Below are 19,649 nucleotides of genomic sequence, written 5' to 3'. Positions count from 1 at the left end.
CTTTATTACTTTTTTAAAGGGTGAATGATATGGCGCAGCATTGGCAGGAATTAATTCCGATTGACCGTTATCTTGTTACGTCAAATGGATTGCTGCATGAATACGACCGCAAAGTACTGACATTTTTGTATCAGCCCTTAATCGGCTCCACTTGTTTAAGTTTATATATGACGCTTTGGGCAGAGCTTGAAGAAAATAAACTATGGTCTGAATCTTCGACGCATCATTTGTTAATGAATTTGTTAAGTGTCAACTTAAAGGATATTTATGAAGCCAGGTTACAATTAGAGGGTATTGGCCTGTTAAAAACATACGTAAAAAGTGATGAAAGTGGACGCTCATTTATTTATGAACTTTATCCGCCGTTGAATCCAGAGCAATTCTTTTTAGATGGAATGTTAAATATTTATTTATATCGAAAAATCGGCAAAAATCACTTTGCGCGCTTAAAACGTTTTTTTAGCATTCCAAAAAGGCCAGCCGACGAAGATTATTTAGAAGTAACAAGAGCTTTCCAAGATGTGTTTGCGTCGGCTGTACCAGGCAGTCTTCAGTATATGCAAGAGCATGCAGAAGACCTGGAACCGGAATCCAATCAAGTATTTATTGGCCGCCAGGAACAAAAGCCGATTCAAATTGATACAAATACCTTCGACTTTGATCTATTAATGGCAGGACTAAATGAATCCTTAGTACCGCAAAAAGCACTGACCAAAAAGGTAAAAGAAGTTATCAGTAATCTTGCGTTTCTTTACGGAATCAGCCCGATTGAAATGAAAAATTTTATATTAGGGGCTATCAACGAAAAGGATGAAATTGATATCGAGGACCTTAGAAAAGGTGCACGTGATTGGTATCAATTTGAAAATTATGATCATCTGCCGAGTCTTATTAATCGAACACAGCCTGCTGTACACCAGGTCCAATTAACGGAACCGAAAACACAGGAAGAAAAATTAATTCGTTATTATGAAACCACCCCTCCCATCGTTATTTTTAAAGAACTCTCAGGTGGAGTGGAGCCTTCTGCTGCCAACTTAAAAATATTAGAGGAGGTCATGATTAAATATAAACTTCCTCCTGGTGTTGTCAATGTGTTAATTGAGGTTGTTCTTAGAAAAACCGATATGAAATTTACAAAGGGATTTGTGGAATCGATTGCTAGCCATTGGGCTCGGCTTAAAATAAAGACTGTTAAAGAAGCAATGGAAGCAGCTAGGAAAGAAGAGCGAGGCTTTCAAGAAAGCAAAAAGACTGGAAGATCCACGAAACAAAAACCGATTCGGACAGAAGTATTGCCTGATTGGTTTGATGATAGCGGAAAAGCAAGTGTTCAGACAGAAACGAAAGACCAGAACACTGAGCTTGAAGCGAAAAAGCGTGCAATTGAAGAAAAGCTAAAAGCATTTCGCAAATAGGTGGTGAAAGGAATTGGAAAGGATAAATCGAACAATTAAGCGGTTAGCCTCGAATGAAAACTTTCTAAAGCGCTATGAAGAGCAGCGGAAGCAAGTGTTAAGTCATCCTGATATTCATGCTTTTCTAACAGAACATGAAAATGAGCTCAATCCGAATACGATTGAAAAAAGTATGAGCAAGCTTTATGAATATACGCAGCAGAGCAAAGAATGCAATCGCTGCGAGAGTCTTGATGGCTGTATTAATTTTATGAAAGGGTATCACCCTGATTTAGTACTAGTACGGAACTCGATTGATGTGGTTTATAAGCGTTGTCCAAGAAAAGTGATGGCCGATGAGCAAAAGAAAAATCAAAAGCTTATTAAAAGTTTATATGTACCTAGAGATATATTGGAAGCTACCTTTGATGAGTTTGAAGGAGATTTGGGCCGTCTGGAAGCAGGCGATAGGGCAGCCACTTTTTTAATGAATTATGAGGCGGGCTTAAAGCCGAAGGGACTATATCTATATGGAAAATTTGGAGTGGGTAAATCCTATTTATTAGGTGCGATCGCTAATGAGCTCGCTAAAAAGCAAATTCCAACAATGATTGTTTATGTTCCAGAGCTTCTGCGCGAAATGAAAAGTGCGATTGGGGATTCTACCTTAAACGAAAAAATAGAAGCATTGAAAAAGGAACCGATATTAATGCTTGATGATATTGGTGCAGAAGCGGTATCAAGCTGGACAAGGGATGAAGTATTAGGGCCAATTCTTCAATTCAGGATGCTTGAAAAGCTCCCAACCTTCTTTACTTCTAATTTTGACTTTCAAGGATTGGAGCACCATTTAACCTACAGTCAGCGCGGTGAAGAGGAAAAGATGAAAGCCCGGAGAATTATGGAAAGAATTCGAAGTTTAAGTGACCCTGTTCTTGTTGATGGACCGAATCGCCGCAATTAAAATCGTACGTGATACTGGATTACCGGAAATTTTTCGGTAGTCCTTATTTTTTTTTCACAATATTGGTGCAACAATGCGGTCTTAACTTCTATTTTGGCCAAGTCCCCCATATAAATGTAAAACAGAGTATGGGACAGAGGGGGGATTTGGTTGGCAGAAATCATCTTCCGAAGCAAGATGGATGCGAAGAGATGTTATGATCACTTGCTGGAGTGCTTACGGTATCATCCAAATAATGAAGATATTCTTCTTTTAGAAGATCGACATATAGTAAAAATTTCGGAAAGCATTGTAAGGTTTGGAGAGGTCAAAGGAGCATTCTATGAATTTATTATAAAAATAAAACGTGATGATTGGTTTAGGGCTATTCTACAAGAACAATATTTTTTCAAGGATCCAGAAGAGCAGGAGCATATTATGGAGATTATTTATTCTGTTCTCGAAGGTCAACGGGAGGATCTGGCTGTTTTCATAAAGGAAAATGAAGGTGAAGTACAAATTAGAGAAGCTGTGGAGGAAATCTTTCAGGATCATGTCTCATTCTCGTTTGATTCCTTTATTAAATTTCGATTGCGTCCTTATTTAAAAATGTTAGAAAATTACGTAGAAATATCCATTGACGAATATAAAATGGAGCAAGAATATCAAATGTTTATTCAAACATTAAGGGATTTTTTAGCCGGCCGTGAATCTAAAGTGGACACGCTGCACCTTTTGTTTGATGAGGAAATCACGTTCTTTGATGAGCGGTTCGAAGAGATAAAAAGGGGAGAGTTGATGAAAATGATTGACCGGAAGCTTTTATTTAATCATCCGGTTTATGTAGATTCTGCTTCCATTGCACCTTTATTATCGATCGCACCAAAAAACATTCACCTCTATACAAAAAATCCAGAGGAACCGCTTGTAAGAACCATTAAAAACATCTTTGAAGAAAGAGTATTGATAAAGTCATACAAGGGTTTGCGACATACAAAAGAATGGCTTCAGCAAAAAAACTCCGCAAAGGGAAACGGTGCATGAAAAAAGTTGAATAAATTGTATGCTTGGTGTATTGATTTTTCAAAATAGAATCATTATAATAACGTACATAGTTAATATATCAAGCAAAAGTAATGATAAGGACAACAGTATTTTTTCACGGTTACCAGAGAGGGAGGACACGGGCTGAAAGCCTCCTATCACGGATTGAATGCTTACCACCTTTAAACTTCAGCGGTGAACGCTTCTTTGAAGTGAGTAATCGTCTGACGGGAAACAGCCCGTTACCCTGTCCTAAAGTCATTTTTATAGCTTTCTTTTAAAAATGAAAAATTGGGTGGAACCACGTGTTTATTAAACTCGTCCCTTTTCCAGGGACGGGTTTTTTTATTTTTTATCAGAAAAGCGGAAGCGCCTTCGGAACAAGCACAGCTTGTTCCTGCGAGGATTAATCTAAGGAGCTTTCCTTAGTGCTCAGGGGCGACAGGCATAAGACGAGCCGGCTAGAAGGTTGTTCTTTAACCTTCTGGACGGATTGGCTTATGACCCGAGCCCCTAGGCGCTGTAGCTGGACACTAAACTAAGTCGAAACCGACTTTAAATTCAAAGGAGGAATTACCATGTCAGACGTTGTTAAGATTTCGTTTCCAGATGGAGCAGTGAAGGAGTTTCCTCGTGGAACAACAACGGAAGATATTGCCGCTTCCATCAGCCCGGGACTGAAGAAAAAAGCAATCGCTGGGAAATGGAATGGTCAATTATTTGATCTTCGCCGTCCAATCGTAGAAGACGGTTCCATAGAAATCGTTGTACCAGAATCAAAAGAGGCTTTGGAGATTTTGCGCCATAGTACAGCTCACTTAATGGCTCAAGCGATTAAAAGGCTGTATGGCAAAGAAGTAAATCTTGGCGTTGGACCAGTGATTGAAGGCGGGTTCTATTATGACATCGACCTTGAGGAATCAATCACTCCAGAAGACCTGCCAAGAATTGAAAAAGAAATGGCAAAAATCGTTAATGAAAATATCGAAATCGTTCGTAAAGAAGTCAGCCGTGCCGAAGCTGTACAGCATTTCAAAGCGGAAGGTGACCCATACAAGCTTGAACTAATTGAAGCCATTCCTGATGATGAGACAGTGACAATTTATGAGCAAGGTGATTTTGCTGACCTTTGCCGTGGTGTCCATGTACCTTCAACTGGAAAAATTAAAGAATTTAAATTGTTGAGTATTGCCGGAGCATACTGGCGCGGTGACAGCAAAAACAAAATGCTTCAGCGTATTTACGGTACTGCTTTCTTCAAGAAAGAGGATTTGAAAGAGCACCTTCGTTTACTGGAAGAAGCGAAAGAACGTGATCATCGAAAAATTGGAAAAGAGTTAAACCTGTTTACTAGCTCTCAATTAGTTGGACAAGGGCTGCCATTATGGCTTCCAAAAGGTGCAACCATCCGCCGAGTGGTTGAAAGATATATTGTTGATAAAGAGCAGCGTCTTGGGTATGACCACGTGTATACTCCAATAATGGGAAGTGTAGAATTATACAAAACTTCAGGTCACTGGGATCATTACCAGGAAGATATGTTCCCGGTAATGGATATGGATAACGAGCAATTGGTTCTTCGTCCAATGAACTGCCCGCACCACATGATGGTGTACAAAAATGCAATTCACAGCTATCGTGAACTTCCAATCCGGATTGCTGAGCTTGGAACGATGCACCGTTATGAAATGTCTGGTGCTTTATCAGGTTTACAGCGTGTCCGCGGAATGACTTTAAATGATGCTCATATATTTGTTCGCCCAGACCAAATCAAAGATGAATTCAAGCGTGTTGTTAATCTTGTATTAGAAGTATACAAGGACTTCAACATTAAGGACTACTCTTTCCGCCTATCCTACCGTGACCCACAAGATACTGAAAAGTATTTTAATGATGATGCAATGTGGGAAAAAGCACAAAGTATGTTGAAGGAAGCAATGGACGACCTTGGCCTCGATTATTATGAAGCAGAAGGAGAAGCAGCTTTCTACGGTCCTAAACTTGATGTTCAAGTTAAAACAGCTTTAGGAAAAGAAGAAACACTGTCTACTGTACAATTGGACTTCTTGCTTCCTGAACGATTTGATTTAAATTATGTCGGGGAAGACGGCAAGCAGCACCGCCCAGTGGTTATCCACCGTGGAGTTGTTTCAACAATGGAACGCTTTGTAGCCTTCTTAATTGAAGAATACAAAGGGGCATTCCCAACTTGGCTTGCTCCCGTACAGGTACAAGTCATTCCTGTTTCACCTGACGTGCATTTTGACTTTGCGAAGCAGGTGCAGGAACAGCTTCAAAACCAAGGCTTCCGTGTTGAATTAGATGCGCGTAATGAAAAAATCGGCTATAAAATCCGTGAAGCACAAATGCAAAAAATTCCATACATGCTCGTTGTCGGTGACAAAGAAGTAGAAGAAAATGCCGTAAACGTCCGCAAATACGGCGAACAAAAATCAGAAACAAAGCCATTTAGCGAATTCCTTGAATCCTTACTTGCAGAAGTAAAAAGAGGATAACTATTTAACAGGGGGAGGTTTTCTCCCTTTGTTTTTTTGAAAAGAAAAAATTTCTATTGAATAATTTTTCGTTTCTTGATAAAATGAATTTCGTTGTCATACGAAATGCATGTTTGACATCACGTCTTTGCTTATGTTATAGTAACTAAGGAAAATTGAATACTAGTTTTGGGAAAAGAAGAAGCACCCGCTTCTCACCTGATTGACGCGATTGGCAGTTGGCAGGTTTTACGTGAACTATTTAGTTTATTTACTTTTGTTTCGTAAAGTGTGGGTGTATTCATCCGCACTTTTTTATTTGTGTAAAACAAAGAATCTAAAGTTGTTCATTACTTGCCGATGCAACGAACGTCACAGATGATCTTGACCCAATGTTGTATTCGTGAAAACCTTGGAGGTGGCTAATTATTAGCAAAGACATGTTGTTAAATGAGGGTATTCGCGCTCGCGAAGTTCGCTTGATCGATCAAAACGGCGAACAATTAGGTATTAAAACCAAATTTGAAGCGCTGGAGATTGCTGGACGAGTGAATCTTGATTTGGTACTAGTTGCACCAAATGCAAAGCCTCCGGTAGCCCGAATTATGGACTATGGCAAATTTAAATTCGAGCAGCAAAAGAAAGAAAAAGAAGCTCGTAAGAACCAAAAAATCATTACGACTAAAGAAGTTCGTCTGAGCCCAACAATTGATGAGCATGACTTTAATACAAAGCTTCGCAATGCAATTAAGTTTTTGGAAAAAGGCGACAAGGTAAAAGCTTCAATCCGCTTCAAGGGCCGGGCAATTACCCATAAAGAAATCGGTCAGCGAGTGTTAGACCGTTTTGCTTCAGAGTGCAAGGAAGTTGCAAGCATCGAGTCACATCCAAAAATGGACGGACGAAGCATGTTCCTCGTTCTAGCACCTAAAATCGAAAAGTAATAAGGAGGACTATCCCAATGCCAAAAATGAAAACTCACCGTGGCGCTGCAAAGCGTTTCAAGAAAACTGGTTCTGGTAAACTGAAGCGTTCACACGCTTATACTAGCCACTTATTTGCAAACAAATCTACAAAAGCAAAGCGTAAGCTTCGCAAAGGTTCACTAGTTTCTAAAGGCGATTTCAAACGCATCCGTTTCTTATTAACAAACATCAAGTAAATTCGAGCGATCGATTTATATAGGAGGGAAATTACATGCCACGTGTAAAAGGCGGTACAGTTACGCGCAAGCGTCGTAAAAAAGTTATTAAATTAGCAAAAGGTTATTACGGTTCAAAACATACATTATATAAAGTTGCTAACCAACAGGTTATGAAATCTTTAATGTATGCATTCCGCGATCGTCGCCAGAAGAAGCGCGACTTCCGTAAACTTTGGATTACTCGTATCAACGCAGCAGCTCGTATGAACGGTCTTTCTTACAGCCGTTTAATGCATGGCTTAAAGCTTGCTGGTATCGAAGTAAACCGCAAAATGCTTGCTGAATTAGCAGTAAGCGATGCAAATGCATTTGCTGAATTAGCAACTGTTGCAAAACAACAACAAGCTAAGTAATTTTATAATAAAAGCCATTCTCTTAACGAGGATGGCTTTTTCTATAAGGGAGACGGGGAAATGATTTTAGCTGCCTATATTATGATGAACCTGATTGGCTTGATCGTGATGAAAGTGGATAAAGATCGGGCGAAGAAACATCAATATCGAGTCAGTGAAAACACTTTGTGGCTAGTGGCTATATGTGGTGGAGCCGTTGGTACAACAGCGGGAATGCAGCTTTTTCGTCATAAGACAAAGCATTTAAGCTTTAAAATTGGCTTTCCTATACTGGCTGTAGCAGAGGTTATACTTTTGGGCTATTTTTTGATGTTGTAGACATAACAGCATGCCCCTTTTTATATGCTTAACTAACAAGATAGATTAACGCACAGGGGGCATGTAAATGAATGAGGACTTGTCTTTGCTGTTAATCATGGTGGAAGCTGGGGGCATTTTTGCTCCACTTGCTTTCGTACTTTTTCATCTCCTCAGATCGTTTTTATTTATTCCTGTATCAGTTGTCATTATCGCTGGCGGCGTTATGTTTGGAACACTGTGGGGAACTGTTTATTCCGTTATCGGTTTAATGGGGGTTAGCATCCTCTTTTATGCATTTATTGATAGAATGCCGAAAACACAGGAGCGTATTATAAAAATAAAAAATCGCTGGTTCGGAGAATACCGGAATCTTACTGTTGGTCAGATTGCTATTTTAAGACTTATTCCATTTGTACATTACCATCTTTTAAGCTTTTGTTTAAAGCAAAGAAAACCTAAATTTAAAGAGTACATGAAGGCTTCATTACTAACGAATATTCCCATCGCTTTTTTCTTTACCATCTTTGGGGAGTATATTAGCACTTTTACTCCTTCTGTTATAGTAATGATTCTTATTGGTTTAACTGGACTCGTTTTTCTATTGAGGGAGAAGCAAAATGTAATTAAGTGGAAGGATTTCTTTAAAAGAAAAACAGAAAAAGCCGCTGGTTAGGCGGCTATTTTTGTTGCAAAAATTCATGTATCGGGCTTTTCCAATTGATTTGTGCAACTGGATATCTTTCGTGTATCTTTTCTTCGATAAAATAAAAGTCTTCCTTAGTCATACCATGCAAAGAAGAAGTCTGATCCGGCCAGAGAGAGATGGAAACGACATCTATCGTATTTTTCGTGGCACCCAGGTATTTTTCTCCTGTAAACAATACACCATTATAGGTGAGTTGAAAATTTTTTATAACTTCCTCATTATCTAAAAGTAGAAAGCGTTTATGTTTTCGTGCGGCTTCCAATTTGCGGGTCGGTTTAAGGAGGAATTTAATCAATCGAAAAATAACAAAAATGAACAAAAATACTAACAGTAAGCGCAGCAGCCAAACCATGGTTTTGCCTCCTAGACCTTTTTCCTACTATACGAATCGAAATGAGAAAAGTTTCATTCTCTCCATAGTTTGATATAATTTTGCAGAGGGAGTGATAAAATGCAACTAGAAAAATTATTTAAAATGCAACGTGGTCTGGATCAACATATTGAAGAAAAGCATGGATTACAGAACGAAGATTTATTCGAAAGAAAGGTTCTTGCATTGCTCGTAGAACTCGGAGAATTGGCAAATGAAACACGCTGTTTTAAGTTTTGGAGTATCAAACCATCATCAGATAAGAGTGTTATTTTAGAGGAGTATGTTGATGGTATTCACTTTATCTTATCGCTGGGAATTGAATGTGGATTTCAAACCCTTGATTATAAGCTTGAATTGGAATCATCGACAGTGAGCACTACAGAGCAATTTCTTGCGATTTATGAAAAAGTCAATAAATTTAAAGACAGTAAGAATGATTCTGATTTTAAAACTTTGCTAACATCGTATTTACAACTTGGTACCTTGCTCGGAATATCTTATGAGGAAATGGAAAAAGCATATTTTACAAAAAATGAAGTAAATTATCAAAGACAGCAGAATAATTATTAGTTATAGATGTTCTGTTTTAACATACATAAAAAGGGGGCGAAGCAATGGCTAAAATGGATGAAACGTTAACAATGTTTAAGGATTTAACAGATGCCAATGGGATTCCCGGCAACGAAAGGCAAGTCCGCGAAGTCATGAGAAAGTACATAGAACCATATGCCGATGATGTCTCAACAGATGGACTTGGCAGTTTAATTGCCAAAAAGATTGGCAAAGAGGGCGGTCCGAAAATTATCGTAGCCGGCCACTTAGACGAAGTTGGCTTTATGGTAACTCAAATAGATGATAAGGGTTTCCTTCGTTTTCAAACAGTAGGCGGCTGGTGGTCACAGGTTATGCTGGCACAGCGCGTCACTGTGGTTACAAATAAAGGTGATATCATTGGCGTTATCGGTTCTAAGCCGCCGCATATTTTACCGGCGGAAGCTCGTAAGAAGCCAGTAGAAATAAAAGATATGTTTATTGATATCGGTGCTTCTAGCCGTGAAGAGGCTATAGAATGGGGCGTCCTGCCTGGAGATATGGCTGTCCCATATTTTGAATTTACAGTAATGAACAATGAAAAATTGCTTTTAGCAAAAGCATGGGATAACCGAATTGGCTGTGCGATTGCCATTGATGTAATGAAGCAATTAAAAGGTACGGAACATCCGAATGAGGTTTACGGTCTTGGAACAGTTCAGGAAGAAATCGGCGCACGAGGGGCACGTACTTCTGCGGAAAAAATTAATCCGGATATAGGTTTTGCTGTAGATGTGGGGATCGCTGGGGATACTCCCGGAATTTCTGAAAAAGAAGCAATGAGCAAGATGGGTAAAGGGCCGCAAATTATACTTTACGACGCTACCCTAGTAGCACATAAAGGCTTGCGTGATTTTATTATTAATGTTGCTGAAGAATTAAATATCCCTTATCAATACGATGTGATTCCTGGCGGCGGAACAGACGCAGGTCCTATTCATACAGCGCACAATGGTGTTCCTTCCATCCCTATTACAATCGCAACACGGTATATTCATACACATGCTGCTATGCTCCATCGTGATGACTACGATAATGCGGTTAAGCTGATTGTTGAAGTTATCAAGCGTTTGGATCGTGAGACCGTTGATAAGATTACGTATGAATAAAGTTTTTATATCCTCGACATAATGGTCGAGGATTTTTTTTTACTCTATGTGACCGAACGAATTGATTTTTGAGTTTTGGGTAAAGAGGGAGCTTCCCACGTGACCGAAGGAATTGAACTTTGAGTTTTGGGTAAAGAGGGAGCTGTCCACGTGACCGAACGAATTTCATTTTTGAGTATTGGGTAAAGAGGGAGCTTTCCACATGACCGAACGAATTGAACGTAAAGAGGACTCTCCATTTTACCTGGTTTATTAGTCACTTACTGCCCATAAAAAAACCGCCGAATTCATTCGGCGGCTTGGAAATTATTTTAATCCACTTTCAAGTGTTGCAAGCATTTCCTTCTTTTCTTCCTCAGAAGAATTCTTCCAAATAACTTCAAATAATACACCTAACCCAGGAAGCATTTTCTCTTCTCCATTTTGGATTGCGTCAACGATTGTATCTTCTAATTCTGCTTGAGAGTTACCAGAAACATTGTGAATAATGGCATTTCGCAAATTTAAGTTCATTTGAATTCACTCCTTTTTATCCTGTATTACTCTTATATGTTTTCTAATTTATGTTTTATTATGTATTTTTTTTGGGATATAATGAGAAAAAAACCTGAAGGAGTACAAACTTGAAGCACATTGAATCGATTCAAAATCCAAAAGTAAAACAGTGGAAGAAGTTATTAACAAAAAAGGAACGGGATAAGTCCGGGACATTTTTAGTAGAAGGCTTTCATTTAGTTGAAGAAGCACTAAAACAAAGTGATAGTGTTATCGAGATAATCGTTTCCGATAAGACCGGTCTTCCGCCGCGCTGGGATTCTGGAGGAACACCAGTCACGATCGTAACCGAGGAGATTTCCAATTCATTATCTGATACCGAGGCACCACAAGGAATTTATGCCGTTTGCCAGCAGGTTCAAATAGAAGTACCAGAAGCAAAAACATATCTGCTAATTGACGCCGTACAAGATCCAGGGAATTTAGGAACGATGATTCGTACCGCAGATGCTGCAGGCATCGACACAGTTGTGGTAGGAAAGGGAAGCGTGGACGTTTACAACTCAAAAGTACTTCGTTCAGCACAGGGAAGTCATTTTCATCTTCCAATCATAAGAGGGGATCTTCATGAATGGATAGAAAAGCTGCAGGAGAAAAATATTTCTGTATACGGTACAGCACTTGAAGGTGCTTCTGCATATACTGACATTTCAACAGGTGATTCCTATGCATTATTAGTCGGAAATGAAGGGAATGGGGTTAGCAAAGAACTTCTTGCTAAAACAGATGCCAATCTTTACATTCCTATATATGGCAAGAGTGAATCTTTAAATGTTGCAGTAGCAACAGGAATCCTCTTATATTTTTTAAAAAAATAGACGATACTAGTTTGAATCATTAAGTAAAGTATTATATAATAATTTACATTATTGAAAAATACCAAAAACGATGACGGAGAAAAGTATCTTATCAAAGACCTTTTAGGGAGAAAGTGCCATGACTGAAAGCACTTTTATGGAAATGGTAAGAGAAGTTCACCTCCTGAGTTGGCATCGGGACCACATGCAGAAGTATGTGTAAAGATGCACCGGCCTAGCCGTTATCCGAATGAAGCGAACACAATGTTTTTATACATATCGTGTTTACAAGGGTGGTACCGCGACTATAAACCTCGTCCCTTTCCAGGGATGGGGTTTTTTTGTTTTTTGACGAAAGTACCCGCTCGAAATTTGACGATTAAAAGGAGGAAATACGATGCAAGAACGATTAAAGGAATTGCAACAGGAAGCTATTCAAAAAATTGAACAGTCATCAAGCTTAAAAGAATTGAATGATATTCGCGTTGCGTATTTAGGAAAAAAAGGTCCGATTACGGAAGTACTGCGTGGAATGGGGAAACTTTCAGCAGAAGAGCGACCAGTAATGGGAGCACTTGCAAATGAAGTTCGTGAGGCTATTGCCACTACATTAGAAGCAAAACAAAAAGATTTAGAGGAAGCTGCCGTATTAGAAAAACTAGCGTCCGAATCGATTGATGTGACACTCCCTGGAAGACCAGTTAAGGTAGGAAACCACCATCCATTAACAAGAATTATTGAAGAAATTGAAGATTTATTTATTGGCATGGGATATCAGGTTGCTGAAGGTCCTGAAGTAGAGCAGGATTATTATAACTTTGAAGCTTTAAATTTGCCGAAGGGTCACCCTGCTCGTGATATGCAGGATTCTTTCTATATTACAGAAGAGATTTTACTGCGTACTCACACATCACCGGTTCAAGCTAGGACAATGGAAAAGAATCAAGGAAAAGGTCCAATCAAAATAATCTGCCCAGGAAAAGTATATCGCCGTGATAATGATGATGCGACACACTCTCACCAGTTCATGCAAATCGAAGGACTTGTTGTCGGAGAGAACATTCGAATGAGTGACTTAAAAGGTACTTTAGAGGTTTTCGCTAAGAAAATGTTTGGTGAAGACCGTGAAATCAGATTGCGTCCAAGTTTCTTCCCATTTACAGAGCCTTCTGTTGAAATGGACATTTCTTGTATGATTTGCGGCGGACACGGCTGTAATGTTTGTAAGAAAACAGGCTGGATTGAAATTCTTGGAGCAGGAATGGTCCATCCAAACGTTCTTGAAATGGCTGGCTATGATTCTAAAAAATACACTGGCTTTGCCTTCGGTATGGGACCAGAGCGAATTGCCATGTTGAAATACGGTGTTGATGATATTCGTCATTTCTATACAAATGATGTACGGTTCTTGAAGCAATTTTCTAAACATGAATAGAGGAGGAGCATAAAATGTTCGTTTCATATAAATGGCTCCAGGATTATGTTGATTTATCCGGAGTGTCAGCAGTTGAATTAGCTGAAAAAATTACAAAAAGCGGGATTGAGGTTGAGGGTGTAGACGTCCTTAACGAAGGAATTACCGGCGTAGTCGTGGGTCACGTGGTTGAACGTGTACAACACCCTAACGCTGATAAATTAAGCAAGTGCCAGGTGGACATTGGTCAGGGTGAACCTGTTCAAATTATTTGCGGAGCACCTAATGTCGCACAAGGACAAAAAGTAGCTGTTGCAACGGTTGGGGCAGTTTTACCTGGCAACTTTAAAATCAAACGGGCAAAGCTTCGCGGTGAAGAATCAAATGGGATGATCTGCTCCTTAACAGAGCTTGGTGTGGAAGCAAAGGTTGTACCAAAGGAATATTCAGAAGGAATCTTTGTTTTTCCTCAGGATGCAGAGGTTGGTACTGACGCCATCGCATTATTAAACCGTGATGATGAAGTTCTTGAGCTTGGCTTAACACCAAACCGCGCGGATTGCTTGAGCATGCTTGGTGTGGCGTATGAAGTGGCAGCGATTCTTGGCAGAGACGTAAAGCTTCCAGAAATTGATGTTCAGCCAGGTACTGAAAAAGCAACTGATTATATTACTGTTAAAGTAGAAGCAGCAGAAGATAATCCTTTATATGCTGCTAAAGTCATTAAAAATGTAAAAATCGGTCCAGCGCCGCTATGGATGCAGACAAGATTAATGTCTGCCGGAATTCGCCCGCATAATAATGTTGTCGATATTACCAACTACATCTTATTAGAATATGGCCAGCCGCTGCATGCATTTGACTATGATCGACTAGGTTCAAAAGAAATCCTCGTCCGTCGTGCCCATGATGGTGAAAAGTTTGTAACTCTAGATGATGTTGAACGTACATTAACTTCAGACCATTTAGTGATTACAAATGGAACAGAACCGGTAGCATTAGCAGGTGTAATGGGTGGTGCAAATTCAGAAGTAACATCTGATACAACTACCGTATTACTGGAGGCTGCTTATTTTACAGGAGGTACTGTAAGAAAAGCTTCAAAAGACCATGGCTTAAGAAGTGAAGCAAGTGCTCGTTTCGAAAAGGGTGTGGACCCAAATCGTGTTCGTGCTGCGGGTGAGCGTGCTGCATACTTAATTGCAAAATATGCTGGAGGCGAAGTGTTAGAAGGTGCTTCCGAAGTTGATACACTAACAGTTGAACCTGCAGTCGTTTCGATTACTATAGAAAAAATAAATAATGTGATCGGTACGAACCTGACTGTTCAGGATGTCGAAGCGATTTTTGAACGTCTTCAATTTACGGTGAATGTAGATGAAAATGTGATTACCGTTACAGCTCCTACACGCCGTGGTGACATCAAAATAGAAGAAGACTTAATCGAAGAAGTTGCCCGACTTTATGGCTATGATAACATTCCAAAAACATTGCCAATCGGTTCCGCTACTCCAGGTAAGTTATCTGATTATCAGGATAAGCGCAGAATTGTCCGCCAATATTTAGAAGGTGCAGGACTGTACCAAGCGGTTACGTATTCGTTAACAAGTGAGGAAAAAGCTGCGCAATTTGCACTTGAGAAACGCGACTTCATTCGCCTTGCAATGCCGATGAGTGAGGACCGCAGTATCCTGCGCTTAAGCATTATGCCGCAGTTGCTAGAAGTAGTAAAATATAACAGTGCCCGTCAAAACGACAGTCTTGCTGTGTATGAGACAGGAGCGGTCTTCTTAGCGAATGGAACCGAAGTCCTACCGGAAGAACAGGAGCATTTAGCAGGTGCGATTACAGGTCTATGGCATAGTCATTCTTGGCAGGGTGAAAAAAAGGCTGTTGACTTCTATGTGTTAAAGGGTATTTTAGAAGGATTGTTTGCGAAGCTTGGTCTTACTGAAAGTATTTCTTATGTTCAGGCCAAAGTGGATAACATGCACCCAGGACGTACAGCAGAAATCTTATTAAATGGACAAAGAATTGGGTTTGTTGGCCAAGTACACCCAACTATGCAAAAAGAGCTTGATTTGAAAGATACTTATGTTTTCGAGCTTTCATTGAAGGCAGTACTTGAAGAAGCGACAGCAGCATTAAGATACGAAGCCATTCCACGTTTCCCATCCATCACAAGAGACATCGCACTTGTTGTTGACAAAGAAACAGTTTCTGGCGTGTTAAGGGATATTATCCAAACTGCCGGCGGAAAGCTTCTTAAAGAAGTTAACGTCTTTGATTTGTATGAAGGTGAGCGCATGGAAGAAGGAAAGAAATCCATTGCTTACTCACTAAAATACATGGATCCAGAACGTACATTAACAGATGAAGAAGTAACAAAAGTCCATACTCAAGTACTTGAAGCCTTGAAGACTCAAGCAGGAGCAGTGTTGAGAGGGTAATATATAGAAAGAAAATGACCTAGTGATTAAATCAACTAGGTCATTTTTTTGTTGTGGTTTTTATGAAGCCCAAAATCATTTGGATTATGAAAAAGTGGTCCTCATAAAAGGTTCATGAAGCCCAAAATCATAGGAATCACAAAAAAAGGTCCTCATGAACTGCTCATGAAGCCCAAAACCGTACGAGTCAAGAAAAAACCGTCCTCATGAAAGGTCCATTACTATTACCTTCTCTTTTTATTCACAAGATTCATGGCCTTTTCCGTATTAGCAAAGTGCAGCTTTACAAATTGTGGAAGCACCTCTCTGCCTTTTTTCAAAATCAGCTTTGCAGCGGCCTCGTCGACCTGCGCACCTGCTCCTTTTGGTATCTTAAAGCCTGCCGATTGACTTAGCTTATCAAAATACTGTACAAAAGCATAACGTGCTAGAATCGAAGCTGCTGCTACCGCAAGATGAATCCCCTCCGCCTTCGTACTAAAATACACATTTTCCTTGGCAACAGCTTTTTGATTTTTCACATGCTGAAAATAGGTACTCTCTTGAACGAATTGGTCAATTAAAATACCATCTGGTTTAACCGGTGAAATCTTCTCCAGCACCTTTAGGATGGCTTGATTATGGAGAATCGCCTTCATTTTCCCTTGTGACATCCCTGACATTTGAAGCTGGTTGTATTTTTCATTTTTCAGTGTCATTAAACTGAACGGTACTACATCTTTAATCACCTTTGCGATAGCGATAATTTTTTCATCATTTAAATCCTTCGAGTCTCGAACCCCTAATTCTTTTAATAAAGGAATATCTTCCTTCCTGACGTAAGCGGCGACGACGGTTATGGGGCCAAAAAAATCACCGGTACCGACTTCATCGGAGCCAATAACGGACCAGTTGCTAAAACCTTCAGGCAGATTACCTTTAGCTGCTTTTGGTTTAGCAGGTGCCTTTGCTGCGGCCTCGCCCCACCTGCTGGCCTCTGCTTCACAGCCGCTTCCTTGAAATAAAACTTTGCCAGACTTATAGGCAGTAATCATCGAACCAGTAGTCTTGGCAGCAAACACACTTCCTGGAGGAGTTTTATCTAGCAATTTACCTTCATAGTAGCTTTTCATTTTATTAATTTCAGACATACTTAGATTTATTACGACATTACCCACTTTAAAAACACTCCTCGACATTATTCTAAAAAAAGTAAATTTCAACCAATGCAAACTGTTCTACTTTTCGACACATATCTGTTCATGTTATATTATAAATTAGGGATTTCTTCGAATCGAATGGAGGCAGTAATTTGTCAAATATAGATAAAACCAGAACAACCGTTGATATATACGGGCAGCAATACGTTATTTTAGGGACCGAAACCCAAAGTCATGTTCGACATGTCGCTTCCTTAGTTGATAAAAAAATGCGCGAAATTGGTTCCAGGAATCCGTTACTAGATGTAAATAAGCTCGCTGTACTTACAGCGGTCAATGCGGTCAATGATTTCCTTAAAATGAAGGAACAGTTAGAGCAGCTGCAATCAGAACTACAAAAGGAAAAGGACTGAATAAGTCATGCTGGATTTAGCCATTATTGTATTATTTATCTTTGGTTTTTTTATCGGGTTAAAAAGAGGATTCATCTTGCAGTTGGTTCATTTAACAGGTTTTATTATTGCATACATCGTCGCAATTTTATACTATGACGATTTGTCTCCTAGACTAACATTATGGGTTCCGTATCCAAATCTAGGTACCACTTCTCCTCTAAAACTATTAAGTGAGAACGGCAATATGGAGGAGGCTTTTTACCGCGCTATAGCTTTTATTATGATATTCTTTGCGGTAAAGATATTACTGCAAATCATTGGATCGATGCTCGATTTTATTGCCCATTTGCCAATTCTAAAACAATTAAATGTATGGGCAGGCGGATTACTTGGTTTCGCTGAAGTCTACTTAATTCTCTTTATTTTATTATATATTGCTGCGCTAGTTCCAATGGAAGCTCTGCAAAAGCCATTGGATGATTCCATAATGGCAAGTCTTCTCGTTAATCATACGCCAATTCTATCAGAACAAATTAAGAATATGTGGATAGAGTATACAGCTGCATTAACCTCTCTCTAAAGGAGAGAACGCCCTTACTTCTCTCTAGGAGAGAAGTTTTTCTATTAAAAGGTTAAAATATTGGTAAGGTGGGTGGAAATGATGGAGGTAAATAAAAAAGATTTAATTCGTTTGTTAGAAACAATCGCGGTTTACATGGAGTTAAAGGGTGAAAATCCCTTTAAGGTATCTGCCTTCCGAAAGGCCGCGTCAGCGCTGGAATTTGATGATCGCAGCTTATCGGATATTGAAGATTTTACGTCAATATCTGGAATTGGCAAAGGCACTGCGGCTGTTATAGAGGAATACATAAATGAAGGCACATCCACGGTACTAAATGAGTTAAAGGAAGAGGTGCCGAAAGGGTTAATTCCGTTATTACAATTGCCTGGCCTTGGCGGTAAAAAGATTGCGAAACTTCATAAAGAATTGGGTATCGAAGATGTTACAACCCTTGAAGAAGCTTGTAAAGCAGGAAAAGTGCAGGCGCTTGCAGGATTTGGAAAAAAGACAGAAGAGAAAATCTTAAGTGCTATTGCTAATGCAGGCTCTAGACCAGATCGCCTGCCGCTTGCTTATATGCTGCCAATTGCCGATCTGATTGAAGCAAAACTTGCTGAACTTCCCGAGATTCATCAATATTCCCGGGCAGGAAGCTTGCGAAGAGTAAGGGAAACCGTTAAAGACCTTGATTTTATCATTTCAAGTGAACAGCCGGAAAAAGTAAAACAATTTCTGCTGGAATTACCAAATATAAAAGAGATTATTAGTGCAGGAGATACAAAAGTATCCCTTGTTTTTTGGTTTGATTATGATGTATCGGTAGATTTTCGCATTGTCAAACCAGAAGAATTTATTACTACTCTCCACCATTTTACTGGTTCCAAGGATCACAATGTCAGAATGAGACAGCTTGCAAAGGACCGAGGAGAAAAAATAAGTGAGTATGGCGTAGAAAATGTGGAGTCTGGTGAAATTCTTACATTTACTTCAGAGGAAGAGTTTTTCAAGCATTTTGATCTTCCCCTAATTCCGCCAGAAATAAGAGAAGATGGTAAGGAAGTAGAGGATTTTCCGGCTTACGCAGGTGAATTAATCGAACTTAGTGATATTAAGGGCGATTTACACATGCACTCCACCTGGAGTGATGGGGCACATTCCATCGAGGAAATGGTGGAAGCATGTCGTGCAAAGGGCTATAAGTACATGGCCATCACAGACCACTCACAATACTTAAAAGTGGCAAACGGGCTCTCGCGTGAGCGGTTATTACAGCAAAAAGAAGAAATAAAAAAATTAAATCAAAAATACGATGATATACTAATTTTATCAGGGGTTGAGATGGATATCCTTCCAGACGGCACATTAGACTATGAGGACGATTTGCTTGCTGAAATGGATTTCGTCATCGCTTCGATTCACTCTGCTTTCTCTCAGCCAAGAGAAAAAATCATGGAGCGGTTACGCACAGCGTTAGAAAACGCACATGTTGATTTAATTGCACATCCGACTGGCCGGAAAATTGGCAGACGTGAAGGGTATGATGTAGATATTGATCTGCTGATCGAGTTAGCAAAAGAAACAAATACCGCTTTAGAGCTTAATGCCAATCCTAATCGTTTGGATTTAAAAGCTGAATACTTAAGAAAAGCACAGGATTCCGGAGTGAAAATATTTATAAATACCGATGCCCATAAGAGAGAAACGTTATCACATATGGGCGTTGGGGTTTCAACAGCAAAAAAAGGCTGGATAAAAAAATCATCGGTGATCAACACAATGGAACCGAATGATTTACTTGAATTTTTGCATAATCGAAAATAGG

General features: G+C 39.5%; 20 protein-coding genes and 2 other annotated features. Of the genes, 17 read left to right on the top strand and 3 right to left on the bottom strand.

The window, feature by feature from the left end; translation table 11 throughout:
* The first annotated feature begins 29 nt into the window (after nucleotides 1-29).
* The 9 genes from QNH29_RS23755 (at nucleotide 30) to QNH29_RS23715 (ending at nucleotide 8,409) form a co-directional block, all read left to right on the top strand.
* Entirely contained in the window at nucleotides 30-1,418 is a 1,389-nt protein-coding gene (locus QNH29_RS23755; protein WP_283861758.1) for a replication initiation and membrane attachment family protein, read from the top strand.
* Between the two features lie 13 nt (nucleotides 1,419-1,431).
* Nucleotides 1,432-2,361, top strand: a complete 930-nt coding sequence (gene dnaI, locus QNH29_RS23750; protein ID WP_283861757.1) for a primosomal protein DnaI — start codon at nucleotides 1,432-1,434, stop codon at nucleotides 2,359-2,361.
* A gap of 150 nt (nucleotides 2,362-2,511) precedes the next feature.
* Nucleotides 2,512-3,384, top strand: a complete 873-nt coding sequence (ytxC, locus tag QNH29_RS23745; RefSeq protein ID WP_283861756.1) for a putative sporulation protein YtxC — start codon at nucleotides 2,512-2,514, stop codon at nucleotides 3,382-3,384.
* Between the two features lie 578 nt (nucleotides 3,385-3,962).
* The gene (gene thrS / locus QNH29_RS23740) at nucleotides 3,963-5,900 is read left to right on the top strand and encodes a threonine--tRNA ligase (RefSeq protein WP_283861755.1); all 1,938 of its coding nucleotides are present in this window, start codon (nucleotides 3,963-3,965) and stop codon (nucleotides 5,898-5,900) included.
* A 169-nt stretch (nucleotides 5,901-6,069) separates the two neighbouring features.
* Nucleotides 6,070-6,202: a sequence feature (ribosomal protein L20 leader region), on the top strand.
* A 117-nt stretch (nucleotides 6,203-6,319) separates the two neighbouring features.
* Complete coding sequence (gene infC / locus QNH29_RS23735; RefSeq protein ID WP_283861754.1) at nucleotides 6,320-6,823, top strand: translation initiation factor IF-3; 504 nt, start codon at nucleotides 6,320-6,322, stop codon at nucleotides 6,821-6,823.
* 17 nt (nucleotides 6,824-6,840) lie between these two features.
* Nucleotides 6,841-7,041: a 50S ribosomal protein L35 gene (rpmI, locus tag QNH29_RS23730; protein ID WP_283861753.1), complete on the top strand. Its 201-nt coding sequence runs from the start codon at nucleotides 6,841-6,843 to the stop codon at nucleotides 7,039-7,041.
* 35 nt (nucleotides 7,042-7,076) lie between these two features.
* The gene (gene rplT, locus QNH29_RS23725) at nucleotides 7,077-7,436 is read left to right on the top strand and encodes a 50S ribosomal protein L20 (protein WP_283861752.1); all 360 of its coding nucleotides are present in this window, start codon (nucleotides 7,077-7,079) and stop codon (nucleotides 7,434-7,436) included.
* Between the two features lie 60 nt (nucleotides 7,437-7,496).
* The gene (locus QNH29_RS23720; protein WP_283861751.1) at nucleotides 7,497-7,754 is read left to right on the top strand and encodes a DUF1294 domain-containing protein; all 258 of its coding nucleotides are present in this window, start codon (nucleotides 7,497-7,499) and stop codon (nucleotides 7,752-7,754) included.
* 67 nt (nucleotides 7,755-7,821) lie between these two features.
* Nucleotides 7,822-8,409: a TVP38/TMEM64 family protein gene (locus QNH29_RS23715; protein WP_283861750.1), complete on the top strand. Its 588-nt coding sequence runs from the start codon at nucleotides 7,822-7,824 to the stop codon at nucleotides 8,407-8,409.
* A gap of 4 nt (nucleotides 8,410-8,413) precedes the next feature.
* On the opposite strand, the gene QNH29_RS23710 is transcribed toward QNH29_RS23715, so the two are convergent.
* Complete coding sequence (locus QNH29_RS23710; protein WP_283861749.1) at nucleotides 8,414-8,794, bottom strand: sigma-w pathway protein ysdB; 381 nt, start codon at nucleotides 8,792-8,794, stop codon at nucleotides 8,414-8,416.
* A 99-nt stretch (nucleotides 8,795-8,893) separates the two neighbouring features.
* On the opposite strand from QNH29_RS23710, the gene QNH29_RS23705 reads away from it, so the two are divergent.
* Nucleotides 8,894-9,385, top strand: coding sequence for a dUTP diphosphatase (locus QNH29_RS23705; protein ID WP_283861748.1), 492 nt, complete (start codon nucleotides 8,894-8,896; stop codon nucleotides 9,383-9,385).
* A 44-nt stretch (nucleotides 9,386-9,429) separates the two neighbouring features.
* Nucleotides 9,430-10,515, top strand: a complete 1,086-nt coding sequence (locus tag QNH29_RS23700) for a M42 family metallopeptidase (protein ID WP_283861747.1) — start codon at nucleotides 9,430-9,432, stop codon at nucleotides 10,513-10,515.
* A 306-nt stretch (nucleotides 10,516-10,821) separates the two neighbouring features.
* Here QNH29_RS23700 and sspI read toward each other — a convergent pair whose 3' ends face one another.
* On the bottom strand, nucleotides 10,822-11,028 hold the full coding sequence (gene sspI / locus QNH29_RS23695) for a small acid-soluble spore protein SspI (protein WP_283861746.1): 207 nt from the start codon (nucleotides 11,026-11,028) through the stop codon (nucleotides 10,822-10,824).
* A gap of 110 nt (nucleotides 11,029-11,138) precedes the next feature.
* Between sspI and QNH29_RS23690 the strand changes: the two genes are divergently transcribed.
* The 3 genes from QNH29_RS23690 (at nucleotide 11,139) to pheT (ending at nucleotide 15,731) form a co-directional block, all read left to right on the top strand.
* A complete protein-coding gene (locus QNH29_RS23690; protein ID WP_283861745.1) occupies nucleotides 11,139-11,888 on the top strand; it encodes a TrmH family RNA methyltransferase in 750 nt (249 codons plus the stop codon).
* A 61-nt stretch (nucleotides 11,889-11,949) separates the two neighbouring features.
* Nucleotides 11,950-12,192, top strand: a binding site (T-box leader).
* A 72-nt stretch (nucleotides 12,193-12,264) separates the two neighbouring features.
* Entirely contained in the window at nucleotides 12,265-13,302 is a 1,038-nt protein-coding gene (gene pheS, locus QNH29_RS23685) for a phenylalanine--tRNA ligase subunit alpha (protein WP_283861744.1), read from the top strand.
* A gap of 14 nt (nucleotides 13,303-13,316) precedes the next feature.
* Complete coding sequence (gene pheT, locus QNH29_RS23680; protein WP_283861743.1) at nucleotides 13,317-15,731, top strand: phenylalanine--tRNA ligase subunit beta; 2,415 nt, start codon at nucleotides 13,317-13,319, stop codon at nucleotides 15,729-15,731.
* 224 nt (nucleotides 15,732-15,955) lie between these two features.
* Here the strand turns inward: pheT and rnhC are convergent, their stop codons facing one another.
* Nucleotides 15,956-16,888, bottom strand: coding sequence for a ribonuclease HIII (rnhC, locus tag QNH29_RS23675; RefSeq protein ID WP_283861742.1), 933 nt, complete (start codon nucleotides 16,886-16,888; stop codon nucleotides 15,956-15,958).
* 134 nt (nucleotides 16,889-17,022) lie between these two features.
* Between rnhC and zapA the strand changes: the two genes are divergently transcribed.
* From zapA to polX, 3 genes are all read left to right on the top strand, one after another.
* Nucleotides 17,023-17,283: a cell division protein ZapA gene (gene zapA, locus QNH29_RS23670; RefSeq protein WP_283861741.1), complete on the top strand. Its 261-nt coding sequence runs from the start codon at nucleotides 17,023-17,025 to the stop codon at nucleotides 17,281-17,283.
* A 7-nt stretch (nucleotides 17,284-17,290) separates the two neighbouring features.
* The gene (locus tag QNH29_RS23665) at nucleotides 17,291-17,845 is read left to right on the top strand and encodes a CvpA family protein (protein ID WP_283861740.1); all 555 of its coding nucleotides are present in this window, start codon (nucleotides 17,291-17,293) and stop codon (nucleotides 17,843-17,845) included.
* 81 nt (nucleotides 17,846-17,926) lie between these two features.
* Complete coding sequence (polX, locus tag QNH29_RS23660) at nucleotides 17,927-19,648, top strand: DNA polymerase/3'-5' exonuclease PolX (protein ID WP_283865730.1); 1,722 nt, start codon at nucleotides 17,927-17,929, stop codon at nucleotides 19,646-19,648.
* Nucleotide 19,649: the final 1 nt, after the last annotated feature.

Origin of the sequence: Neobacillus sp. DY30 (assembly GCF_030123065.1) — a bacterium.
GTDB lineage: Bacteria > Bacillota > Bacilli > Bacillales > Cytobacillaceae > Neobacillus.
This window is presented reverse-complemented; position numbering and strand designations above follow the sequence as displayed.